A 23,763-nucleotide genomic window follows, 5' to 3' on the forward strand; every position below is an offset into this window, starting at 1 on the left:
AGAATATGATCCTCGATAGCTCAGCGGTAGAGCATCCGGCTGTTAACCGGAGGGTCGTAGGTTCGAATCCTACTCGGGGAGTTGATATAGGGGCATAGTTCAGTTGGTAGAACGTCGGTCTCCAAAACCGAATGTCGTGGGTTCGAGTCCTGCTGCCCCTGTTATATATGGCCCAGTGGCTCAGTTGGTTAGAGCGTCGGCCTGTCACGCCGAAGGTCGAGGGTTCGAGTCCCTTCTGGGTCGTCATATTTTATTTTTGGGCGCATAGCTCAGCTGGGAGAGCACCTGCCTTACAAGCAGGGGGTCACAGGTTCGAGCCCTGTTGCGCCCATTATATACAATTAAATATGGCGGAGTAGCTCAGATGGCTAGAGCATACGGTTCATACCCGTAGTGTCGGCGGTTCGATTCCGTCCTCCGCTATCTATAAAAAAGTTAGCTTTAATGCTAGCTTTTATTTTATATTTATTAATTGGGGTAGGATAATTAAAGTCCTACCCCATTATTTTTTAATATAATTTTTAAAAATATTTTTTTATCATATAATACAAAACAATACAATAAATAAAAAATTAACATAAACACTAGCTTTTTTCTTGTAATTATTGTATTATATACATATAATTACTAAATATAAAAATTTTTAAAGAGGGGATAAGATGATTGATCGATTAGCGGCGATGATATGTTATAGTATGTATAAGAAACAACTTTATAGTCATACTCAAATTAGGCAAATTCAATATGGACTACAAGGATTTATAAGTGAAACATTAAAAATATTCTTGATGTGTATAATTTTAATTTTAACAGGACATTTTAAGTATGGTTTATTGGCAATGGTAATATTTAGTTCTCTTAGGATTTGGGCTGGAGGATATCATGCTAATAGTTATTTCAGATGCTTTATAATTACTGCAATAATTATATATTTGAGTATTTTATTTGGATTATATGTTCAAAGTAATATTTTATTTTTTATTCAAGGGATAATTGCATTTATAATAATATATATATTTGCTCCTGCTGATCATGAAAATCAACCAATAATTAGTCAAATAAGAAGAAAAAAAATACATATTATAGCTCTTGGTGTATTAATATTTTGGATTTTTGTATTATATTATATATTTTCTAGTCCATGGAAATACATAGGTATAAATGTTATATTTATTGAGGCTTTGAGTATTTTATATATGGTTTATACAAAAAAATAACAGGTCTTAGACCTGTTATTTTTTTGTATTATTTTTGTAAAGATTTTGGGCATTTAGGTTGAGAAAGAAAGATAAAGCAAGCAGCATTAGACATCATTCCAGCAAAAACAAGGGAAGCACTTCCAATCCACTTTAAAATAGATGGCATATTTTTTTTCATAAAAACCCCTCCATTAATAAAATTATTTTTTTGGTAGAGTGATTTTAAAACTAGTTTCTTGCAAGTCAGAGTCTACTTTAATTGTGCCATGGTGCTTTTCTATAATGCTTTTTACATTATATAAACCAAATCCCCTAGAATCTTTATTTAGGGATTTAGTAGAAAAGCCTTTTTTAAAAATAATATCTGTATCAGGTATAGGTTGTCCGTTGTTTTCATTACAAATGTCTATGTAAATATTTTTTTCATCCCCCATAATTTCAATAGATATGTAACGATTTTCTTCAGGAAGGGTTTGTGAAAATTCTATGGCATTATTTATAAGATTATTAAGCACTATAGAAATTTCTGTAAGTGATAATGGGGTATCAGTAATTTTATCTACTATATGTACATCCATTTCAATATTATTCTGTTCTGCAATAGCTGTCTTTGTAAAAAGGAGTCCAGAAACAACAGGTTCATCTGTGGACATAATATGGGATGTAGTTTGAATAGTAATATTTAGGTTTTCAATATATTCTTTAGCTGCTTCTAAACGTTTTAGGTCTTTTATTTGAACAAGGCCATATAATACATTAATATGGTTAATAAATTCATGTCTTTGAGCTTTTAAATGACTCATTAATTCTTTAATATATTCAATATATATTTTTTGATCTTCTAATTGTATTTCTTTAGCTGTCATAGAGATAATATATTGATTTAATTTATAGATCATTAATGAAAAAGAAATAAAAGTAATAACTAAAAATATATATATTTTTGAGAATGCAGAACTTTCAATATAAATACTAATAATTGATGTAAAAATTGCAAAAATACATATAATGAAAAAGAGCGAAGAAATTAAAAGGCTTGTTTTTTTATTAAGGAAAAATTTTTTAGGTATATTAATGTTCTTTTTATATATTAAGATAGAAATTATTAAAAAAATTATTTGCATAACAAAGGTTAACCAATTTCTCATATAAATATTGTTCATAAATTTATTAATATTTAAATGAGAAAATGATAAAAAACACATGGTTAAAATAAAATCTAATGTTATAATAATTAAAATAGATATAATTGTACTAATTAAAGATAAAACAAAATCTAATTCTAATACTAATGAACTAATAAGAATAGATAATATTATTAAAATGATTCCGTGAATACCAAAAGGAAAAATGTCATTAACAATGTAATATATTATTCCATGTAAAATAGAAAGAAATCCAATTTTTAACAAAGATATTTTGCCTTTCAATCCTGCTAACGTGGTAATAATTAGGTAAAGAGCAAAACCTTCAATTAATTGAAGTAGAGAAAATATAAACATTGTTGCACTCCTAACTTGTTTAATTTAATTATAAATATTTTAAATAAAAATAAAAGAGAAATTGGATAAATGATATTAATTATTTTACAAAAGATTCCTGTTAAGTAAAGAAAATCTTATTTATTTTAATGCATTTATTATTTTATAATATCAATCAACAAGAAAAAAGTCGAATTTTATTTTAATTTATACTTTGTTAAAAGTTTCCTTAATTCTGATTTTTTACGAGTACTTAAAAGGGCAGATTTATCATAATTATAAAAAAATATATCTCCTGAGCTTTTTCTATTATAAGATACATGGGAAATATTTTGCATATTAACTAAAAAACTTTTATGACTTAAAAAGAAGTCTTCATTTAATTCATTATATAAATTTACTAAAGTAGATACACATTTATATATTCCATTAGTTGTATGGATAATAGAAAGATATTTTTGCTGCTCAATAAAAAGAATAGTATCTATAGGTATTATAAATGATTGATTATTATAATGAATTATTAATTTTTTTGGTTTTTCTTTAATTAAATTATCGTTTTCTTTTTTAAGTTTTTTAATAATTAAATTTATTGTATTTTGAAAATGTTCTTTATTAACTGGTTTTAATATATAATCATAACAGTGAAATTCAGTAACTGCTTGCATTATATAATCTTTATATGCGGTTACAAATATTATATATATATATGGATTAATTTCTTGAATTTTTTTTATAATTTCCATTGAATTTACTTTTTCCATTATAATATCAGTAATAATAATATCAAGTTTTTGATTTTGAGCTATATTTAAAATTTTTTTATTATTAGCAGATTCATAAATATCTAGAGGAAATTTAAGTTCATTTAAAAAATCAATTAAATTTTTTCTTTCTAAAATATTATCATCACAGATTAAAATTTTTGGTTTCAAAAAAATCCCTCCGAGTATAATATACATATAATACATATTAAAGTATACAATACTTGTAAAAAAATCTCAATAATTCATATAATATGTTTAAATATAAATTTATTAAAAAAGGAGCTTGGTTATGAGAATTGGTATGGGATATGATGTACATCGTTTAGTAGATAACAAAAAATTAATTATAGGAGGAGTAACTATTCCTTATAAAAAAGGGCTTTTAGGACATTCAGATGCAGATGTTCTTTTACATGCTATAATGGATGCACTTTTAGGAGCTGCGGCAAAAGGGGATATTGGAAAACATTTCCCAGATACAGATAATAAGTATAAAGGAGTATCAAGCATTAAATTATTAAAGGAAGTAAAAAATATATTGGACAAAGAAGGATTTTCTATATATAATATTGATTCAACTATAATTGCACAAAAACCTAAAATGGCTCCATTTATTGAAGATATGAGAAAAAATATTGCTGACGTGTTAGAAATTAATGTAGATCAGATAAATATAAAAGCTACAACTGAAGAAGGATTAGGTTTTACAGGAGAAGAAAAAGGAATAGCATCTTATGCTATATGTTTAATTGGATGAAAATGATTATGATTAGCCATTGAAACACAGTAAGTATAATGATAAAATGAAGTAAATAATATTGATTAGAAAATATTAATGAAATATAAAAATAATCATATCTATATTTATATGTGTTACGATATAATGAAAAGATGGTAATCCAAGCTAAAAGCCGGGATAAAAATATTTTATATCTAATATATTTATAAAAATTTTAAGAAACGTTTTTATATAAAAAACTACTAGATGTATAATTAAGGGAGAGTAATATATGCTAAAAGAAGAATTGGATTGCCTTTTAGATGAGATATCTTTGATAAGCCAATATTTAAAAGAAGATAAAAATAAAAAAAATTTTTTAATTGAAGGAACTTATACAGGGAGTATAAAGATTTTAAAAAATAAATTAAATAATATACTTTCAATGCTTTACGAAAAGGAATTACAGTTAGAAGAAGATGAAATGGAAATTATAAAATATACAAAACAGTTAAAATGTAAAAATAAAGAGTTATTTAATAGGCAATCAGAAATAGAAGCAGCACATTCACAACTTAAAGCTTATACAGAAGAAATCGAAAGAATAAATTTAGAACTTAATAAAAAAGTAGAAGAATTAAAAAACTTATTTCAATTTAGCCAAGAAGTTACTTCAATTTTTGATAAATATGAATTGTTGAAATTTGGACTAAAAGATATTGCATCTTTTACAAATAGCTCTTTTGGATTAGTTTTAATATCAACAAAGTCAAATTATTTCAAATTAATTGATGTATATTATAAAAATAATAGTATACACTCTATTATTTATCCTTTATTTAAAAGATTTATAAATAAAGAAGGTTATCTAAGACATAAATTATCTATAAATGATGTATATATTTATTCTAGAATAGAAGAAAAAATAAATTTGCATAAAGTAATTAAAAGTAAGCTAAACAAAGAGATCTCATCTTTGGCAATAATCCCTATTTTCAACAATAAAAAAGAAATAATAGCAATTATTATTTTATTAAGTGAATATTTTGATGAAAATGAAAAGTATTTGTTTAGCTGTTATTCAAATGTATTAGGAATTGCTTTAGAAAATGCAAAGCTTTATCAAGATATAAATAAAATGTTTGTGGATACAATAAAAGTACTTGCTAATGCAATTGAAGTAAAAGATACATATACTAAAGGTCATGTTGATAGAGTTACAGAGTATTGTGTAGAAATTGCTAAAAAGATGAACTTTTCAAACAATCAATTAGAAAAGATAAAAATAGCAGCTGTTCTTCATGATATTGGTAAAATAGGTATACCTGATGATATATTAAACAAGCCTGATAAATTGTCAAAAGATGAATTTAAAGTTGTAAAACTTCATCCATTAAAGGGTTATGAAATTATTAAGGATATTCCTGCTCTTAAAGATATAAGTATTTATGTAAAACAGCATCATGAACGCATTGATGGAAAAGGATATCCAGAAGGACTTAAAGATAATCAAATTACTTTAGAAGCTAAAATTATTGCAGTGGCAGATGCTTTTGATGCAATGACTTCGGATAGACCTTATCGAAAAGGTATGGATTTTATAGAAGCAGCTAATATTTTAGTTGAAAATCAAGGGAGTCAATTTGATGAATATGTTGTTAATATTTTTTTAGAATATTTAAAAGAAAATAAAAATATTACTATAAAAGCATAAACAAAAAGTTAATAGGAGGAAATTTACATGAATAAAATAGAAAAGGTTAGATTTGCACCAAGTCCTACAGGATATTTGCATATTGGAGGTGCAAGAACAGCATTATTTAATTATTTGTATGCTAAAAAAACAGGAGGTAAATTTTTAGTTCGTATAGAAGATACAGATCTTGCTCGTTCTTCAAAAGAATCTGAAGAAGTTATTATAAAAGATCTTCATTGGCTTGGTATTAATTGGGATGAGGGAATTGAAGTAGGAGGAGAAAATGGGCCTTATCGTTCTATGGAAAGAATAAATTTATATGATAAATTTATTAAAAAACTTTTAGATGAAGGCAAAGCATATTATTGTTATTGTAGTGAAGAAGAAATAGAAGAACAAAGAAAAATACAAAGAGCAAAAAATGAAGTTCCGAAGTATACAGGGAAGTGTAGAAATTTAACTCAAGAACAAATTGAAGAATATAAAAAACAAGGAAGAAAGCCAGTTATAAGATTTAAAGTTCCTGAAGGAAAGAAAATAGTAGTTCATGACCAAATTCGAGGAGATGTAGAATTTGATAGTGATGGTATTGGAGATTTTATAATTGTAAAATCCGATGGGATACCAGTATATAATTTTGCAGTAGTTGTTGATGACTATTTAATGGGAATTACAACTGTAATAAGAGGAGAAGAACATTTATCCAATACTCCAAGACAAATTTTAATTTATGAGGCTTTAGGCTTTGAAGTTCCTAAATTTGCTCATGTTTCTTTGATACTTGGGGAAGATAGGAGTAAGATGAGTAAACGTCATGGGTCAACCCATGTGGATCAATATAGGAATAAAGGATATCTTCCCGAAGCTATAGTTAATTTTCTTGCTCTTCTTGGTTGGTCTCCAGAAGGAGAAGAAGAAATTTTTAGTTTATCAGAATTAGAAAAAATGTTTTCAATAGATAGAGTGACAAAAAATCCTGCTGTATTTGATATTAATAAACTTAATTATATAAATGGAAAATATATAAGAGAAGCAGATATTTCCAGACTTACAGATTTAGCTATTCCATTTATTGTGAAAGCAGGTTTTATAACAGAAGAAGAAGCAGTTAAAAAACGTCCTTTAATAGAAAGAATGGTAAATGCTACAAGAGAAAAATTTGATTATTTAGAACAAATTACAGAGCATGTCAAAGTATTTTTTGAAGAAGAAATAGAACCAGAAAATGAAGAAGCACAGGCTATGTTAAAACTTGAACATGTAAAGGATATGCTTTTATTACTTAAAGAAAAGGTTAATAGTGTAGATGAATTATCTTCTAAAGAAGTTAAAAATATTTTAAAATCTATTCAAAAAGAAACAGGAATTAAGGGTAAAAATTTATTTATGCCTATTAGAGTTGCTTTAAGTGGACAATGTCATGGAGCAGATATATATGAAGTAATATCTATATTAGGAAAAGATAAAGTAATAAATAGAATAAATTATACCATAGAAAATTTATTATAGTATACTATAAGTATTAAAATTAAATATATATAAAAGCTATGATAGGAAGAGTAGTTCTCTTGTCTTTACAGAGAGAAATCACATAAGCTGAGAGTGGTTTTAAAGTAGCAAGAGAATGAAGTGCATCCTGGAGCTAAATGAATGAAATATAGTAGTTCATTTCGGAGACATACCGTTAATATGTTTTGAGTAGAAAGCGTTAAGCTTTAAACAGAGTGGAACCGCGGATGAACTTCGTCTCTGAAAAGAGATGAAGTTTTTTTGTTATGGAATAATAAAAGAGGGAGGGAGAGCTAAAAATATATGAGATTTATAAAAGAAGAAATTAAAGTAATTAGAGAAAGAGACCCTGCTATTAAAAAAAATATAGAGATATTTTTATATCCTAGTTTTTATGCTATTTTATTTCATAGAGTAGCACATAAATTATATAAAAGAAAATGGTATTTTTTAGCAAGATTTATATCTCAAATATCTAGATGGTTAACAGGGATAGAAATTCATCCTGGAGCAAAGATTGGGAAAGGATTATTTATAGATCATGGAATAGGAGTTGTAATAGGAGAAACTTGTGAAATAGGAGATAATGTAACAATATATCAAGGAGTTACTTTGGGAGGAACAGGAAAAGAAAAAGGGAAAAGACATCCTACTATAGGAAATAATGTGATGATCGGAGCAGGCGCAAAAATATTAGGACCATTTAAAATAGGAGATAACGCTCGGATAGGTTCTGGTACAGTTGTATTAAGCGAAGTTCCCCCAAATTCTACTTGTGTAGGAGTGCCAGGAAGAATTGTAAAAAGAGATGATAAAAAAATAGATCCTTGTAAATCTTTAGATCAAATAAAACTGCCTGATCCCATACAGATGGAAATATGTAAACTTCGTAGAAAAATAGAAATATTAGAAGAAAAATTAGCTCAATTAGAAAAAAATTCAAAAGGAAGTGAGAAAAATGAAAATTTATAATACATTAACTAAGAAAAAAGAAGAATTTATTCCTTTAGAAAAAAATACTATTAAAATGTATGTATGTGGACCAACAGTATATAATTATATTCATATAGGAAATGCAAGACCTTATATTATATTTGATACAGTAAGAAGATATTTTGAATATAAGGGTTATGAAGTGAAGTATGTTCAAAATTTTACAGATATAGATGACAAAATTATAAAAAAAGCAAATGAAGAAAATAAGACAGCAATGGAAATAGCAGAAAAGTATATAGCTGAAGCTTTAAAAGATGCAGAAGGACTTAATGTAAAAAAAGCTACAGTACATCCAAGAGTAACTCAAGAAATTCCTGAGATTATAGCTATGATTGAAAAATTAATTAAAAAAGGTTTTGCATATGAAGTTGAAGGAACTGTATATTTTGATACCCAGGCCTTTAAATCTTATGGTAAATTATCTCATAAAAATCAAGAAGACCTAGAAGCTGGAGCTAGAATTGAAATAAATGAAAATAAAAAGCATCCCATGGATTTTGTTTTATGGAAACCAAAAAAAGAAGGAGAACCTTTTTGGGAAAGTCCTTGGGGAGATGGAAGGCCAGGATGGCATATAGAATGTTCTGCCATGGCTAAGAAATACTTAGGAGATACTATTGATATTCATGCAGGAGGAGAAGACCTTATTTTCCCACATCATGAAAATGAAATAGCTCAGAGTGAAGCTGCTAACGGCAAACCTTTTGTAAGATATTGGATGCACAATGGATTTATTAATGTAGATAATAAAAAAATGTCAAAGTCTAAGGGTAATTTTTTTACTCTAAGAGAAGTAGCAGAAGAATTTCCATATGAAGTGATTAGATTTTTTATGCTTTCTGCCCATTATAGGAGTCCTATTAATTTTAGTAGACAGCTTATGGAATCAGCTCAAAGTAGTTTAGAAAGAATAAAAAATGCTGTTTTAAATTTAGATCATATAATAAATCATGCTGATAAAGACGATATGTTAGAAGAAGAAATTTCTCTAATAGATAAAATAGAATCTTTTGTTAAAAAATTTGAAGAAGCTATGGAGGATGATTTTAATACAGCTGATGCTATATCAGTGATTTTTGAATTAGTGAGATTTACTAATATCCACGCTAATTCAAAATCTTCTAAGAAATTTGCTCTTACTATTAAGGAAAAAATTATTAATTTATGTAATATTTTAGGATTGTTAGAAAAAGAAGAGGAAAATATAATAGATAAAGAGATAGAAGAATTAATAAATAAGAGACAAAAAGCAAGGAAAGAAAAAAATTGGGCATTAGCAGATAAAATTAGAGATGATTTAAAAGAAAGAGGTATTATACTAGAAGATACTCCACAAGGAGTTAAATGGAAGAGGATATAATATGAAAAATAATACAGAAAACACATATAATACAAAAAAACTTTTTACAAAATTAAATAATGAATGTAAAATAAATCCGAGGGAGTATTCTCCCTTGGTTTTAGCATATATAGGAGATGCCGTATTTGAAATGTTTATAAGGACAAAAATAGTATCTAAGGGGAATGCTCCAGTTAATAAACTCCATAAGCAAGCAAAAGAGTATGTAAAGGCTTCTTCTCAAGCTGCCATGTATAATAATATAAAATCATATCTTACAGAAGAAGAAATAGCGGTATTTAAAAGAGGAAGAAATGCAAAATCTTCTACAATTCCTAAAAATGCTGATTTATTAGATTATAAATATGCTACTGGATTAGAAGCACTTTGTGGATATTTATATTTAGATGGAAAAATAGATAGATTGCAATATCTTATAAATTTAGGAATAGAAATTAAAAAGTCACAAGGATAGAGTTGGAGGAAAAACAATGTCAGAACACGGTAAAAAATTTGTAAAGGGGGCAATAATTCTTTCAATTGGAGGAATAATTGCAAAAATATTAAGTGCTTTTTTTAGGATACCATTAACCCATTTAATAGGAGATACAGGACTTGGATATTATCAAATACCATATCCCATATATACTATGATGACTTCTATTTCTTATGTGGGAATTCCATCAACAATATCCAAAATAATATCTGGCAAATTAGTTCATAAAAAATATTATGAAGCCCATAAAGTATTTCAGTATACTCTCTTATTACTTTTTATGGTTAGTGGAATAGTTACATTATTTATGTTTTTTGGAGCAGATTGGCTTATTGAGTCTCAAAATTGGTTTCCAGAGGTAAAATATTCTATTTGGGGACTTGCTCTAAGTCCTATTTTCATAGGAATTATGGGAGTTTTTAGAGGATACTTTCAAGGGATGCAGGAAATGTTTCCAACAGCTACTTCTCAAATTGCTGAAAGTTTCTCAAGAACTATAATAGGTTTAGGAGCTGCATATATTATTATGAAATTAGGATATGGAGTTGCAATTGCAGCAGGAGGAGCAGCTTTTGGAGGAGTAGCAGGAGGGGTAGCAGGAACCATTGTTTTAGTATGGACTTATTTAAAGAAAAGAAAAGATATTTTAAAAAAAGTAAAAGAATCAAAAAATACCAATACAAATATAACATTTTTTAATGTATCTAAAAATATTATAAAGATTACTTTTCCTATTTCTATTGGAGCTTCTGTTCTTTCTGTTATGAATGGTGTAGATTCTGCTTTGGTAGTTAAGAGGCTAATTTATGGAGGAAGAAGTAACGCTGCAGATTTAGTTGGACAGATGGGAAAAGCTTCTACATTTATTAGTATTCCCTTAGCTCTTGCTATGGCATTAGTTGTAGGGTTAGTTCCAGCTACAGCAGAAGCCGTAGAAAAAAAAGATAAACAAGAATTAAAAGATAAAATAGAATTAGGAACAAGATTTGCTCTTTTATTAGGACTTCCTTCTGCAGCAGGTTTATGTGTGTTAGCTCAACCTGCTATGAGTTTAATTTATGGGAAATATGATGCAGGAGCAGAAGTTTTATCTATAATGAGTATAAGTCTGGTATTTATAATACTAGGACAAACTTTAACAGGAATTCTTCAAGGAATGGGACATTTATATATACCGGTGGTAAATTTAGTTATTGCAGCTATAGGAAAAGGGATTATAAACTATATGTTAGTTCCAGGACCATTAGGTATAAATGGAGCAGCCATAGGAACTATTGTAGGCTATGGTATATTTGCTGTATTAAATTATTTAGCAGTAAGGAAATATGGAGAATTTAAATTGAATTTTACTCATGTAATTTTAAAACCAACTATATCAGCTTTAATAATGACAGGAGTAACTTTTGGATTTTACAGATTATTAAGTAGTTTTACTGGAAATAGTATTTCTACTTTAGCTTCAATTTTAGTTGGAGTTATAGTATATGTGAGTATGTTGATTATGACAGGAGCTATTTCAGAAGAAGATTTTTCTATGCTTCCTCAGGGAAACAAAATATTAAGTATTTTAAAGAAATTTAACATTTTTAGTTCTTAGATAATTATGTAAATTTATTTTAAAAAGATTTAAAAAAGAGAGGATTTTCATATGAAAAAATATGAAGAAAATAACTTGTATATAGAAGGAAGAAATGCGGTATTAGAAGCATTAAGAACAGAAAGAGAAATAGATAAAATTTTAATTCAACAAGGAAGAATAGAAGGGTCTATAAAAAAGATTATTGGAGAAGCAAAAAATAAAAAAATAGTAATAAAAACAGTTGCTAAAGCAAAATTAGATGAATTATCACAAACTAAAAAACATCAAGGAGTAATTGCATATATATCACCTTATAAATATGTAGAAGTAGAAGATATCTTACAAAATGCTAGACAAAAAGGGGAAAAACCATTTATTATTATATTAGATGGAATAACTGATCCACATAATCTAGGAGCAATTATAAGAACTGCTAATATATCAGGAGCCCATGGAGTAATAATTCCTAAAAGAAGAGCTGTGGGAATTAGTGCAGTAGTTGCTAAATCTTCAGCAGGAGCAGTAGAATATACTCCTATTGCAAAAGTTTCTAATATTGCACGAACTATTGAAGCTTTAAAAAAACAAGGAATATGGATAGCCTGTGCCGATATGGATGGAACAGAAATGTATAACACAGATTTAAAAGGAGCTATAGCTTTAGTTATAGGAAGTGAGGGAGAAGGCGTAAGTAGAATTGTAAAAGAAAAATGTGATTATATAGTAAAAATTCCTATGTATGGACAAATTACATCTTTAAATGCTTCTGTAGCAGCAGGAATATTGATGTATGAAATAGTTAGACAGAAAAATTTTATGAAGTAAAGATTTTAAAAGTTTAATAAAAGAGTTATTATTATGTATGTTATTTATACAAGATATAGGAGGGGTGATAATTGGACATTGAATATTTGCTTGTAGACGGATACAATATTATACATGCATGGGAAAACTTAAAAGAATTAGCAGAAGAGAATCTTGAACAGGCAAGGGACAAATTATTAGAAATTATGTCCAATTATCAAGGGTTTAAAAAGATTAAAGTAATTGTCGTATTTGATGCTCACAAGGTAAAAGGGAATATAGGAAAAACTTATAAATATAATCAACTAGATGTTGTATTTACAAAAGAAGCTGAAACAGCTGATAATTATATCGAAAGAACCACCCATGAAATTGGACAAACTTATAGAATCAGAGTAGCTACTTCAGATGGATTAGAGCAAATTATAATTTTAGGAAAGGGAGCTACAAGAATTTCTGCAAGAGAATTATTAGATGAAGTTATTCAAGTAGAAAATATAATAAGAGAAAAACATATTAAAAAAAATAAAGTAGAAAGAAATACATTAGAATCGTTTATGAAGCCTGAAGTCATAGAGTGGATGGAAAAAATGAGAAGAAATAAAGGGAAATGAATCATAATTTAGGGGTGGTAGTATAATGAGTTTAAATATCAAGGAAAACAACAATACATTATCTTATGAAGAATTAGAAGATGAAGAAATTATAGATTTAATAAGAAGAGGAGATGGACAAGCAGTTGATTATTTAATTAATAAATATAAAAATTTTGTTCGGGCAAAGGCTAGGACTTATTTTTTAATAGGTGCAGATAAAGAAGATATTATTCAAGAAGGAATGATAGGTTTATATAAAGCTATAAGAGATTATGAAGAAGAAAAAATATCTTCTTTTAAAGCTTTTGCAGAGCTATGTATAACCCGTCAAATACTTACTGCTATTAAAGCTGCAACCCGTCAAAAACATATCCCTTTAAATTCTTATATATCTCTTAATAAACCTATATTTGATGGAGAAAGCGAAAGAATAACTTTAATGGACGTTATTGTAGGAGGGAAAATTTCAAATCCGGAAGAACTTCTTATAGGTCAAGAAAATTTAGCCTTAATAGAAAATAAGATGGGAGAAATATTAAGTTCTCTTGAATGTCAAGTATTATCCTTATATCTTCAAGGGAAAGCTTATTATGAGATTGCTAAAGAGATGGGAAGAGACATAAAGTCTATTGATAATGCTCTTCAGAGGGTAAAAAGAAAGTTAGAAAAATTTATAAAAGAAAAATTATATAATTAAAAAATTATTTTTAGTGTCATAAATAATTGGTTCGTAACAAAAGTAAATATAATATCAAAAAATTATAGAGATAGGTCATATATGAGATTAAAAATCCTTAAACATATAAATAAGGCTCTTAAGTTTAATTTAAATTTATAATTTTAAAAGAGCCTTTTTTAATATGTAGGATTTAATTTAACTTAGAGTATGATTTCCATTTAATAAAATGCTTGACTTAAGAAATAAAAAATGATAATATATTTAGGCGTTGAGTAAAATTTAATATTATGCTGCTATGGCTCAGTAGGTAGAGCGTCGCCTTGGTAAGGCGGAGGTCACGGGTTCAAGTCCCGTTAGCAGCTTAGTAAATAAGCGGGTTGTTGAAAATGTGCCTAAAAAAGCAACGGTTTTGTGCCTAAACTGTGCCTTATTTTCAACTAACCCTTTTCATCAAAAAATAGTTTAATTTTAATAGATGAAATAAATTTCTATCCCTCTTCATTGACAAAAAAATTTTTTTTGAGTATAATAATACAGTATTTTGTTCTCATTCGATGGAGTGCGAACAGTACTGAATTAAAAACCCACTCGATGGAGTGAATATTATTGTTAAATAAAACAGTAAATCAATTATTGGTTTGCTGTTTTTTGTTATTTATATTTATAAATATAATACTATGACAGATAAGATAGGTCAATAAGTCAAATAAAATAAACATTAAAAATTAATAATATATAGTCTAAATATATTATTCTATTTCAATATGATAAAACTATTATTAATAAGTGTTCTTATATATGTTAAAAGTCTTTCTAAAACAGGCTGAACTCTTTTTCCAAATTTTTCTTCAAGGTTTTCTGCAATATCGTTTATAGTTTTAGTTCCATCGCATTCATTCCAAACAAATGACCCAATTTCATCTAGTTCAATAGTAGTTTTTAAAGGAGTTTTAAATATTTTATGCATAAATTTATCAAAAGGACGATTTCTTAATATTATAAGTGTTACTAGCCCATTTTTAGTTTCCCAAAGGATTCTTTCATTTTTTATAGGTATCATATTAAGAATATTTTTAGATTTTTTCATTGTTTCCCTCCACAGTATGTGTAATTACAGATAAAAGAAGGAATCTTAAAGAAAATTTAAGATTCCTTCTTTATTTTTTATACAGATGTGTTTTCATCTACATTTATATTTTTAGATGATTTTTTTGAAAAAACAATATATATTAATGAGAAGATTAATAAAGTAAATATTATAATTGAGCCTAATTGTCCTAATGGAAATCCTTCAAAAGCAAGATTTACATTAAATGCGGCAAAGCCGGCTAAGATTATACCCATTAATCCTTCTCCAGCAATTAATCCAGAACTATATAATACGCCTTTTTCAGTTTTAACTTTATTATCGTCAGATTTTTTAATAAAAGTATCAAGAGATCCTTTTATAAGTCCTCCAACCATTATAGGAGTTGATAAATGTATTGGAAGATATAATCCAATAGCTACAGGAAGAGAAGAAATTCCTAATACTTCAAATATTAATGATGAAAAAATTCCGATAAATACGAGATTCCAAGGAAGATTTCCTTCCATAATTCATTCTATAACAAGCTTCATAAGAGTAGCTTGAGGTGCTCCTAATTCTTTTGAACCGAAAACATACTGGTCATTTAATAAAATCATGATAAATCCAATAGCTACTGCAGAAGCTAATACTCCTATAAATTCACCAATTTGTTGTTTCCAAGGAGTAGCGCCTAAAAGATAACCTGTTTTTAAATCTTGAGAAGCATCTCCAGCAATAGCGGCAGCAGTACATATTACAGCACCTACACAAAGAACTGCTATCATTCCAGGTTTTCCAGAAGCACCAGTAGCTTTCATAATTATTGTAGTAAATAAAAGAGTAGCTATTGTCATACCAGAAACAGGATTTGATGAACTTCCAAGAAGGCCAACTATCCTTGAAGATACAGTTACAAATAAGAAACCAAATATTGCAATTAATATAGCTCCCATTATTCCAACAGGTATAATAGGAAGAATAGCCATAAGTACTATTAAAACTATTACACTAATGATAACAAATTTTCCTTTAAGATCTGTATCGGTTCTTTCACTAGCTGTATTACTTTTAGAACCAAATCCTTTCATAGCATCCTTAAAAGATGAAATCATAATAGGTAGAGATTTAATTAAGCTAATTACTCCACCAGTGGCAACAGCACCAGCTCCAATATATCGGATGTAATTAGACCATATTCCCCAATATCCTAAATCCTTAATTAAATCAGTTGCTGGAAGAATTGTACTAGTTAAATCATTTCCTATAAAAGTAATCATTGGTATAAGTATTAGCCATCCTAAAATTCCACCAGCAAGCATATAAGCAGATATTTTAGGACCAATTATAAATCCAACTCCTAATAAAGAAGGTAATACATCCATACCAATGGCTGCTCCACTAAAGCCTTTAATTTTAGTTTCTATTTCAGTTGGGAAAAGTTTTAAACCATCTCCTATAAATTTATATAAAAGTCCTATTCCGCCACCGGCAAATATAAGTCTTGCACCTTTTCCGCCTTCTTCCCCAGAAACAAGAACTTCAGCACAAGCTGTTCCTTCTGGATAAGGTAGTTTTCCATGTTCTTGAACAATCAAATATCTTCTTACAGGTATCATAAATAATATACCTAAAGCACCACCAAATAAAGTAATAAGTGTCATAGTTAAGGCACTAGGATTTTCTCCCCACAAAAATAATGCTGGGAGAGTAAATATTGCTCCTGCTGCAAGAGATTCTCCAGCCGAAGATATGGTTTGAACCATATTATTTTCTAATATAGATTTTCGTTTTAGAAGTACTCTAACTATAGCCATCGAAATAACAGCTGCTGGTATTGATGCAGAAACAGTCATGCCTACTTTTAGCCCAAGATACGCATTAGCTGCTCCAAATACTACAGATAATAATACACCTAATACAATAGATAAAATAGTAAACTCAGGCATGATTTTATTAGATGGGATATAAGGAGTATATTTTTCTCCTTTATTTAACTTATATGCCCCATCTGGTAATCCTTTTTGTGCCATTTTTTATTCCCCCCATTAATTTATTAAAATATAAAATATATTTAGCACTAATTTTTTAATTCTATAAAAGTTTTAAAAATCCTTTTTTTAAATAATAAAAAAATTTAAACTTTGTATTTATTTAAAGAAATAAAAAATATTTATTTTATATAATTCTTTTTATAATAAAAATATCTAATGAAAATTTTATAATTATAAATTTTAAAATATTAATGTTCAACATTCATGCAAGAAAGTTTTCAAATTCACTTATTAGATAGAATATTTTGAGTTTTACAAGACTCATTTTTAAATCTATAATTAAATTTTTCAGTAAACTAATGATGTGTTTTTCTAATTTTTAAAATTCTTAAGTTGAATAGGAATTATAATTTGAGTAAAATTAATGTATTAGTCTTTGTTTAAAAATTTTTCGTTAATATTAATAAGTATATAAAAATGATTTAAACAAAAGTTCATTTTATTAGTTTCTATACAAATATCGTTATATATATATAAGAAGACGCAATTATAATTCAATATTTTCTTTTTTCAAAATATGATAAAGGGCACAAAAAGGACATTTAGTTTTTAAAAAAACACCATAAGAGGTATAGTATAATTTTTTTCTCATTAATATTACTTTATAAATTGCTTTGTATTCATGAATATATTTAGGAAGGAAGAATAATATGTTTTATGAACAAGTTGAAAATAAGGTTATACTTAAAAAAATAGGTAGTTTTGATATAGAACAGACATTAGAATGTGGGCAGTGTTTTAGATTTTACAAAATTGCTAAGCATAATTATATTGTTATTGCCAAGAAAAGAGTATTAAACATTGTACAAAATGAGGATGAGATTATTTTTTATCCAACTTCAATTAAAGAATTTGAGAATTTATGGATAGATTACTTTGATTTAAAAAGAGATTATGATATAATTAAACAACGTTTGGCAAAAATTGATAAATATTTATTTAATGCGGTTAAATTTGCTCCAGGGATTCGTATTTTAAATCAAGATCCTTGGGAATGCCTTATTTCATTTATTATTTCGCAAAATAAGCAAATACCTCATATAAAAAAGATTGTTGAGAACATAAGTAAAAGATTTGGTAGACCGATTTCTAGCATTGAAAATAAAGAGTATTATACTTTTCCAACAGTTGAAAAGTTAATGTTAGCTACAGAAGAAGATATAAGAGAATGTAAAGCAGGGTTTAGAGCTCCTTATATAATAGATGCATGTATAAAAATAAAAAATGGAGAAGTTAATTTAGAAAATCTTAAAGATTTATCTTACGAAAAAGCTAAAAAGGAATTGATGAAAATAAAAGGAGTAGGGCCTAAGATTGCAGATTGTGTTTTACTTTTTAGTATAGGAAAGAGAGAAGCATTTCCTGTAGATGTCTGGGTTAAACGAGTTATGGAATATTTTTATTTTAATCAAAATGTACAATTAAAAGATATTCAAAATTTTGCAAAAAAATACTTTGGAGAATTAGCAGGTTATGCACAACAGTATTTATTTTATTATGCAAGAGAACTAAAACTTGGGAAATAGGGGAGAATTATATGATAGGAACAATTGTAAATGTGTTAGCTATTTTTTGTGGAAGCTTTTTAGGTATATTTATAAAAAATGGATTAAAAGAAGAATATAAAAATATTGTTTTTCAAGGCATTTCTTTGTCTGTATTATTTATTGGAATATCTGGAACTATCAGCAATATGACAGAACCAGGAAGTCATCCAATTTTATTTATTATTAGTCTTATTATAGGTGGGCTTTTAGGACAATGGTGGAATATTGAATTAAGGCTTGAAAAATTAGGGAATTTAATTCAAAAAAAGATACAAAAAGAAAAAAAAGAATCAAACATAGCTCAGGGTTTTGTATCTGCTAGTTTACTTTTTTGTGTTGGAACCATGGCAATTATGGGGGCATTAGAAAGTGGATTACAAGGAGGTCATAAAACTTTATTTGCAAAATCTATATTAGATGGAGTTACATCTATTATACTATCTTCTACTTTAGGTATAGGAGTAGCTCTATCTGGAATATCAGTACTTATTTATCAAGGGAGTATAACTTTACTTGCAAAGTGGATAGAACCATATATGACAGTGGATATGATTCGTGAAATTTCTATAGTAGGAGGTATTTTAATTTTTTCTATAGGATTAAATATGTTAGAAATTAAAAAGATTAAAGTTGGGAATTTACTTCCTGCAATATTAATCCCTCTTATATATTATCTTCCTTTTATTCAAAAAATTATTGCAAAAATTAATTTTTATTTTGGACAAATTTTTAATATTATATAAAATAAAGAGTAATTGAAAGAAAAACAGAGAATACTTATAATAAATGATGGAAATAATATATAAGGGGATAATACAAGGTAAAAATCCCCTTGCATAATATTAGTGCTTTTATTAATATTAATTTTGTAATTAGCACTCAATCATGATGAGTGCTAATAAAATTGAAAAAATAGAAAAAGTACATAATTTGAAGGAGGTCATAAAATGAAATTAAGACCATTAGGAGACAGAGTTGTTATTAAACAGTTAGAAGCTGAAGAAAAAACAAAATCAGGAATAGTTCTTCCAAATCAAGCTAAGGAAAAACCACAGGAAGCAGAAGTTGTAGCAGTAGGTCCTGGAGGAGTAGTAGATGGTAAAGAAGTTAAAATGGAAGTTAAAGTTGGAGATAGAGTAATTTATTCTAAATATGCAGGTACAGAAGTAAAAATTGATTCTGAAGAGTATATAATCTTAAAGCAAAGTGATATTTTAGCGATTGTAGAACAATAATAAATATAATAAAGGAGGATTAAGATATGGCAAAAGAAATTAAATTCGGAGCTGAAGCTAGAAAAGCCTTAGAAATTGGTGTAGATAAGTTAGCTAATACAGTAAAAGTAACATTAGGACCTAAAGGACGTAATGTTGTTTTAGATAAAAAATATGGAACACCATTAATTACTAATGACGGTGTTACTATTGCAAAAGAAATAGAATTAGAAGACCCATTTGAAAATATGGGTGCTCAACTTGTTAAAGAAGTTGCTACAAAAACTAATGATGTTGCAGGAGATGGAACAACTACTGCTACAGTATTAGCACAAGCAATGATTAAAGAAGGAATTAAAAACATTGCAGCAGGAGCAAATCCAATTATAATAAGAAGAGGAATGCATAAAGCAACAGAAAAAGCAGTTGAAGTTATAAAAGGAATGAGTCAAGTAATTAACGGAAAAGAACATATTGCAAAGGTAGCTGCTATTTCTGCTGGAGATGAAGAAATTGGTAATCTTATTGCAGATGCTATGGAAAAAGTTTCTAACGATGGAGTAATTACTGTAGAAGAATCTAAAACAATGAATACAGAACTTGAAGTAGTAGAAGGAATGCAATTTGATAGAGGATATTTATCACCTTATATGGCAACAGATATGGATAAAATGGAAGCAGTTCTTGAAGATGCATATATTTTAATTACAGATAAGAAAATTTCTAATATTCAAGATATCCTTCCATTACTTGAACAAATTGTTCAACAAGGAGCAAAACTTCTTATTATTGCTGAAGATGTAGAAGGAGAAGCTTTAGCTACATTAGTAGTTAATAAATTAAGAGGAACATTTAATTGTGTAGCAGTTAAAGCTCCAGGTTTTGGAGATAGAAGAAAAGAAATGCTTCGTGACATTGCTATTTTAACTGGTGGAGAAGTTATTTCTGAAGAAGTTGGATTAGATTTAAAAGAAACTACTATGGATATGTTAGGTAAAGCATCAACTGTTAAAGTACAAAAAGAAAACACTATCATTATAGGTGGACATGGTAAAAAAGAAGAAATTGATGCAAGAGTAAAACAAATTAGAAATCAAATAGAAGAAACAACATCTGATTTTGATAGAGAAAAATTACAAGAAAGATTAGCTAAATTAGTAGGTGGAGTAGCAGTTATTAAAGTAGGAGCTGCTACAGAAACTGAAATGAAAGAAAAGAAACTTAGAATAGAAGATGCTTTAGCTGCTACAAGAGCTGCAGTTGAAGAAGGAATTGTAGCTGGTGGTGGTTCTTCTTATATCCATGCAATTAAAGAAGTATCTAAATTAGAAGAACAAACTTCTGGAGATGAAAAAACAGGAGTAAGAATAGTACTTAAAGCTTTAGAAGCACCTCTTCGTCAAATTGCAGCTAATGCAGGACTAGAAGGTTCTGTAATTGTAAATAAAGTATTAGAATCTGAAAAAGGTATTGGATTTAATGCTCTTAAAGAAGAGTATGTAAATATGATTAATGAAGGAATAATTGACCCAACTAAGGTAACAAGAAGTGCTCTTCAAAATGCAACTTCTGTTGCTTCAACATTATTAACAACAGAATCAGTTGTAGCAGATATTCCTGAAAAAGAACCTGCTGCCCCAGCAGGAGGAGCACCAGGAATGGGAATGATGTAAGAATAATGTAGCAAGAAAACAGCTTGCCATTTTGGCAAGCTGTTTTCTTGATATTTAGAATTTTTTATGTTACCATATATTAAAAATAATCAAAAGGGGCGTCATTATGGGAGATATTTTTAAAGAACAATTAGTTCATAAAAATAAAACTAAAAAAGATAAAATTATAAGTGGATTAATAATTTTGGGGGCAATTTTTATTATATTATTATCTATAAGTATTATTAGAAATTTAACATTACTTATAATATTAATTTTAATAGCAGGATATGGTGCATATTGGTTTATCCAAAGACAAAATATAGAATATGAATATGTTTTTACTAATGGAGATTTAGATATTGATAAAATTATTAATAAAAGCAGTAGAAAAAGAGTATTAAGTACTTCAGTTAAAAATTTTGAAATAATGGCTCATGTAGAGGATAAAAATTATGAACATGAACTTAGTAATTTTGAAAAAATTTTAGATTTTAGTAGTGGAGAAGTAAAATCAAATACTTATGCAGCTTTATTTATGTATGAAAATCAAAAAGTAAAAATGATATTTGAACCGAATGAAGAAATATTAAAAGGGATTTTAAACTATATTCCAAGGAAATTACATATAAAAAAATAAATATATAATATTTAACATATAATATATAGAGGGGCTAATGGCGCCTCATTATTCATTTTTATAAAAATATTATATATTAGTGTAGAGATAGTTGACAAAGTTAAAATCTTTTGGTACACTTTACCGAAAAAATTAAGGAGAGGTCAAAAAATGCATAAAATAATTAAACAAGGGATAACATTTGATGATGTTCTTTTAGTACCTGCTTATTCTCAAGTTCTTCCTAAGGATGTAGATTTATCAACACAACTTACAAAAAAGATAAAATTAAATATTCCTGTAATGAGTGCAGGAATGGATACAGTTACAGAAGCTAGAATGGCTATTGCTGTTGCACGTCAGGGAGGAATTGGAATTATTCATAAAAATATGTCTATAGAAGCTCAGGCGGAAGAAGTTGATAAAGTAAAACGTTCAGAACATGGAGTTATTACAGACCCATTTTCTTTATCTCCGGATAGATATGTATATGAAGCTAATGAATTAATGGCAAAATATCGTATATCAGGAGTTCCTATTACTAAAGGAAGTAAATTAGTTGGAATTCTTACTAATAGAGATTTGCGTTTTGAAACCAATCATAATAGAAAAATAGAAGAAGTAATGACAAAGGACAACTTGATAACTGTTCCAGAAGGAACAACATTAGAAGAAGCTAAAGAAATTTTATCTAAATATAAAATAGAAAAACTTCCTATAGTAGATGAGGAAGGAAACTTAAAAGGACTTATTACTATTAAAGATATTGAAAAAACAATTCAATATCCTAATTCCGCAAAAGATGATAATGGTAGATTATTAGTTGGAGCTGCTGTAGGGGTTACATCTGATGTTTTAGATAGGGTATCTAAATTAGTAGAAGCAAAAGTTGATGTGATAGTAGTTGATACAGCTCATGGACATTCAAAAGGAGTACTTGATACGGTAAAGAAAATAAAAAATGCTTATCCAGATTTACAAATTATAGCTGGGAATGTAGCTACAGGGGAAGCTACAAAAGATCTTATAGAAGCAGGGGCAGATGCTGTTAAAGTAGGAATTGGACCTGGTTCAATTTGTACTACAAGAGTAGTTGCAGGAGTGGGAGTCCCTCAAATTACTGCAATATATGATTGTGCTCAAGCAGCAAAACCCTATGGAATACCTGTTATAGCCGATGGAGGAATTAAATATTCAGGAGATATTGTAAAAGCAATTGCAGCAGGAGCTAGTGTTACTATGATGGGAAGTTTGTTCGCAGGATGTGAAGAAAGCCCTGGAGAAACAGAATTATATCAAGGAAGAAAATATAAAGTATATAGAGGAATGGGTTCTTTAGCTGCTATGGAAAAAGGAAGTAAAGATAGATATTTCCAACAAGATGCTAAAAAACTAGTTCCAGAAGGTGTAGAAGGGCGAGTTGCTTATAAAGGATATGTTGAAGATACAATATTCCAACTTATGGGAGGACTTAGAGCTGGAATGGGATATTGTGGAACAAGAACCATTGCTGAATTAATGGAAAATGGTAAATTTGTACAAATAACAGGAGCAGGGTTAAAAGAAAGTCATCCTCATGATATTCATATAACAAAAGAAGCTCCTAATTACAGCGTAGAATATTAAAATATAATATTAAATCCGGATTGACAAAAGTCTTTCCGGATTTAAATATTGTCCGAACATTTTATACAAGATTAATAATAATGTTTGACAATACTATTTTTTCTCATGTATGATATTTATATTAAC

The 23,763-nt window shown here is 27.9% G+C and carries 21 protein-coding genes, 6 tRNA genes, 1 pseudogene and 1 other annotated feature; of the genes and pseudogenes, 23 read left to right on the plus strand and 5 right to left on the minus strand.

Going from position 1 to position 23,763, the window contains the following annotated elements; all coding sequences use genetic code 11:
• The first annotated feature begins 9 nt into the window (after positions 1-9).
• The 6 genes from OM90_RS06380 to OM90_RS06405 all read left to right on the plus strand — a co-directional run bounded on the left by OM90_RS06380 (position 10) and on the right by OM90_RS06405 (position 1,217).
• Positions 10-81 (plus strand) — tRNA-Asn (locus OM90_RS06380).
• Positions 82-88: 7 nt separating this feature from the next.
• A tRNA-Trp gene (locus OM90_RS06385) sits at positions 89-161 on the plus strand.
• A gap of 8 nt (positions 162-169) precedes the next feature.
• A tRNA-Asp gene (locus tag OM90_RS06390) sits at positions 170-243 on the plus strand.
• Positions 244-258: 15 nt separating this feature from the next.
• Positions 259-331: transfer RNA gene (locus OM90_RS06395), tRNA-Val, on the plus strand.
• A gap of 18 nt (positions 332-349) precedes the next feature.
• Positions 350-423 (plus strand) — tRNA-Met (locus OM90_RS06400).
• 236 nt (positions 424-659) lie between these two features.
• The gene (locus OM90_RS06405; RefSeq protein ID WP_058486075.1) at positions 660-1,217 is read left to right on the plus strand and encodes an accessory gene regulator ArgB-like protein; all 558 of its coding nucleotides are present in this window, start codon (positions 660-662) and stop codon (positions 1,215-1,217) included.
• A gap of 28 nt (positions 1,218-1,245) precedes the next feature.
• Here OM90_RS06405 and OM90_RS12380 read toward each other — a convergent pair whose 3' ends face one another.
• The 3 genes from OM90_RS12380 to OM90_RS06415 form a co-directional block, all read right to left on the minus strand.
• Positions 1,246-1,377, minus strand: coding sequence for a cyclic lactone autoinducer peptide (locus OM90_RS12380; RefSeq protein WP_084757988.1), 132 nt, complete (start codon positions 1,375-1,377; stop codon positions 1,246-1,248).
• Positions 1,378-1,399: 22 nt separating this feature from the next.
• Positions 1,400-2,701 carry a sensor histidine kinase gene (locus OM90_RS06410; RefSeq protein ID WP_058486076.1) on the minus strand — a complete coding sequence of 434 codons (1,302 nt, stop codon included), beginning with the start codon at positions 2,699-2,701 and terminating at the stop codon, positions 1,400-1,402.
• 176 nt (positions 2,702-2,877) lie between these two features.
• Positions 2,878-3,615: a LytR/AlgR family response regulator transcription factor gene (locus tag OM90_RS06415; RefSeq protein WP_058486077.1), complete on the minus strand. Its 738-nt coding sequence runs from the start codon at positions 3,613-3,615 to the stop codon at positions 2,878-2,880.
• A 121-nt stretch (positions 3,616-3,736) separates the two neighbouring features.
• Here OM90_RS06415 and ispF point away from each other — a divergent pair, with 121 nt between their 5' ends.
• From ispF to OM90_RS06470, 11 genes are all read left to right on the plus strand, one after another.
• A complete protein-coding gene (ispF, locus tag OM90_RS06420) occupies positions 3,737-4,204 on the plus strand; it encodes a 2-C-methyl-D-erythritol 2,4-cyclodiphosphate synthase (RefSeq protein WP_058486078.1) in 468 nt (155 codons plus the stop codon).
• 253 nt (positions 4,205-4,457) lie between these two features.
• Entirely contained in the window at positions 4,458-5,879 is a 1,422-nt protein-coding gene (locus tag OM90_RS06425; protein ID WP_058486079.1) for an HD-GYP domain-containing protein, read from the plus strand.
• A 27-nt stretch (positions 5,880-5,906) separates the two neighbouring features.
• Entirely contained in the window at positions 5,907-7,370 is a 1,464-nt protein-coding gene (gltX, locus tag OM90_RS06430; RefSeq protein WP_058486080.1) for a glutamate--tRNA ligase, read from the plus strand.
• A gap of 29 nt (positions 7,371-7,399) precedes the next feature.
• Positions 7,400-7,615: a binding site (T-box leader), on the plus strand.
• Between the two features lie 58 nt (positions 7,616-7,673).
• A complete protein-coding gene (gene cysE, locus OM90_RS06435; protein WP_058486081.1) occupies positions 7,674-8,342 on the plus strand; it encodes a serine O-acetyltransferase in 669 nt (222 codons plus the stop codon).
• Positions 8,329-9,726: a cysteine--tRNA ligase gene (gene cysS / locus OM90_RS06440; RefSeq protein WP_058486082.1), complete on the plus strand. Its 1,398-nt coding sequence runs from the start codon at positions 8,329-8,331 to the stop codon at positions 9,724-9,726. The genes cysE and cysS overlap by 14 nt, the downstream gene beginning before the upstream one ends.
• 1 nt (position 9,727) lies before the next feature.
• On the plus strand, positions 9,728-10,180 hold the full coding sequence (locus OM90_RS06445; RefSeq protein ID WP_058486083.1) for a Mini-ribonuclease 3: 453 nt from the start codon (positions 9,728-9,730) through the stop codon (positions 10,178-10,180).
• 16 nt (positions 10,181-10,196) lie between these two features.
• On the plus strand, positions 10,197-11,798 hold the full coding sequence (locus OM90_RS06450; protein WP_058486084.1) for a putative polysaccharide biosynthesis protein: 1,602 nt from the start codon (positions 10,197-10,199) through the stop codon (positions 11,796-11,798).
• 51 nt (positions 11,799-11,849) lie between these two features.
• On the plus strand, positions 11,850-12,605 hold the full coding sequence (gene rlmB, locus OM90_RS06455) for a 23S rRNA (guanosine(2251)-2'-O)-methyltransferase RlmB (protein ID WP_058486085.1): 756 nt from the start codon (positions 11,850-11,852) through the stop codon (positions 12,603-12,605).
• A 71-nt stretch (positions 12,606-12,676) separates the two neighbouring features.
• Positions 12,677-13,198, plus strand: a complete 522-nt coding sequence (locus OM90_RS06460) for an NYN domain-containing protein (protein ID WP_058486086.1) — start codon at positions 12,677-12,679, stop codon at positions 13,196-13,198.
• Between the two features lie 25 nt (positions 13,199-13,223).
• Positions 13,224-13,877, plus strand: a complete 654-nt coding sequence (gene sigH, locus OM90_RS06465) for an RNA polymerase sporulation sigma factor SigH (protein WP_058486087.1) — start codon at positions 13,224-13,226, stop codon at positions 13,875-13,877.
• A gap of 271 nt (positions 13,878-14,148) precedes the next feature.
• Positions 14,149-14,221, plus strand: a tRNA-Thr gene (locus tag OM90_RS06470).
• Positions 14,222-14,613: 392 nt separating this feature from the next.
• Here OM90_RS06470 and OM90_RS06475 read toward each other — a convergent pair.
• Both OM90_RS06475 and OM90_RS06480 read right to left on the minus strand, forming a co-directional pair.
• Positions 14,614-14,946, minus strand: coding sequence for a PqqD family protein (locus tag OM90_RS06475; RefSeq protein ID WP_058486088.1), 333 nt, complete (start codon positions 14,944-14,946; stop codon positions 14,614-14,616).
• Positions 14,947-15,023: 77 nt separating this feature from the next.
• Positions 15,024-16,958: pseudogene (locus tag OM90_RS06480) on the minus strand (OPT family oligopeptide transporter).
• 671 nt (positions 16,959-17,629) lie between these two features.
• On the opposite strand from OM90_RS06480, the gene OM90_RS06485 reads away from it, so the two are divergent.
• From OM90_RS06485 to guaB, 6 genes are all read left to right on the plus strand, one after another.
• Positions 17,630-18,505, plus strand: coding sequence for a DNA-3-methyladenine glycosylase family protein (locus OM90_RS06485; protein WP_058486089.1), 876 nt, complete (start codon positions 17,630-17,632; stop codon positions 18,503-18,505).
• Positions 18,506-18,516: 11 nt separating this feature from the next.
• Positions 18,517-19,269, plus strand: a complete 753-nt coding sequence (locus tag OM90_RS06490) for a DUF554 domain-containing protein (RefSeq protein ID WP_058486090.1) — start codon at positions 18,517-18,519, stop codon at positions 19,267-19,269.
• A 204-nt stretch (positions 19,270-19,473) separates the two neighbouring features.
• Positions 19,474-19,761: a co-chaperone GroES gene (gene groES, locus OM90_RS06495; RefSeq protein ID WP_058486091.1), complete on the plus strand. Its 288-nt coding sequence runs from the start codon at positions 19,474-19,476 to the stop codon at positions 19,759-19,761.
• Between the two features lie 26 nt (positions 19,762-19,787).
• On the plus strand, positions 19,788-21,413 hold the full coding sequence (gene groL / locus OM90_RS06500) for a chaperonin GroEL (protein ID WP_058486092.1): 1,626 nt from the start codon (positions 19,788-19,790) through the stop codon (positions 21,411-21,413).
• A 106-nt stretch (positions 21,414-21,519) separates the two neighbouring features.
• The gene (locus OM90_RS06505; RefSeq protein ID WP_058486093.1) at positions 21,520-22,032 is read left to right on the plus strand and encodes a DUF6106 family protein; all 513 of its coding nucleotides are present in this window, start codon (positions 21,520-21,522) and stop codon (positions 22,030-22,032) included.
• A 150-nt stretch (positions 22,033-22,182) separates the two neighbouring features.
• Complete coding sequence (gene guaB, locus OM90_RS06510; RefSeq protein ID WP_058486094.1) at positions 22,183-23,637, plus strand: IMP dehydrogenase; 1,455 nt, start codon at positions 22,183-22,185, stop codon at positions 23,635-23,637.
• The last annotated feature ends 126 nt before the right edge of the window (positions 23,638-23,763 follow it).

This window comes from Defluviitalea phaphyphila (assembly GCF_001466305.1).
Taxonomy (GTDB): domain Bacteria; phylum Bacillota; class Clostridia; order Lachnospirales; family Defluviitaleaceae; genus Defluviitalea_A; species Defluviitalea_A phaphyphila.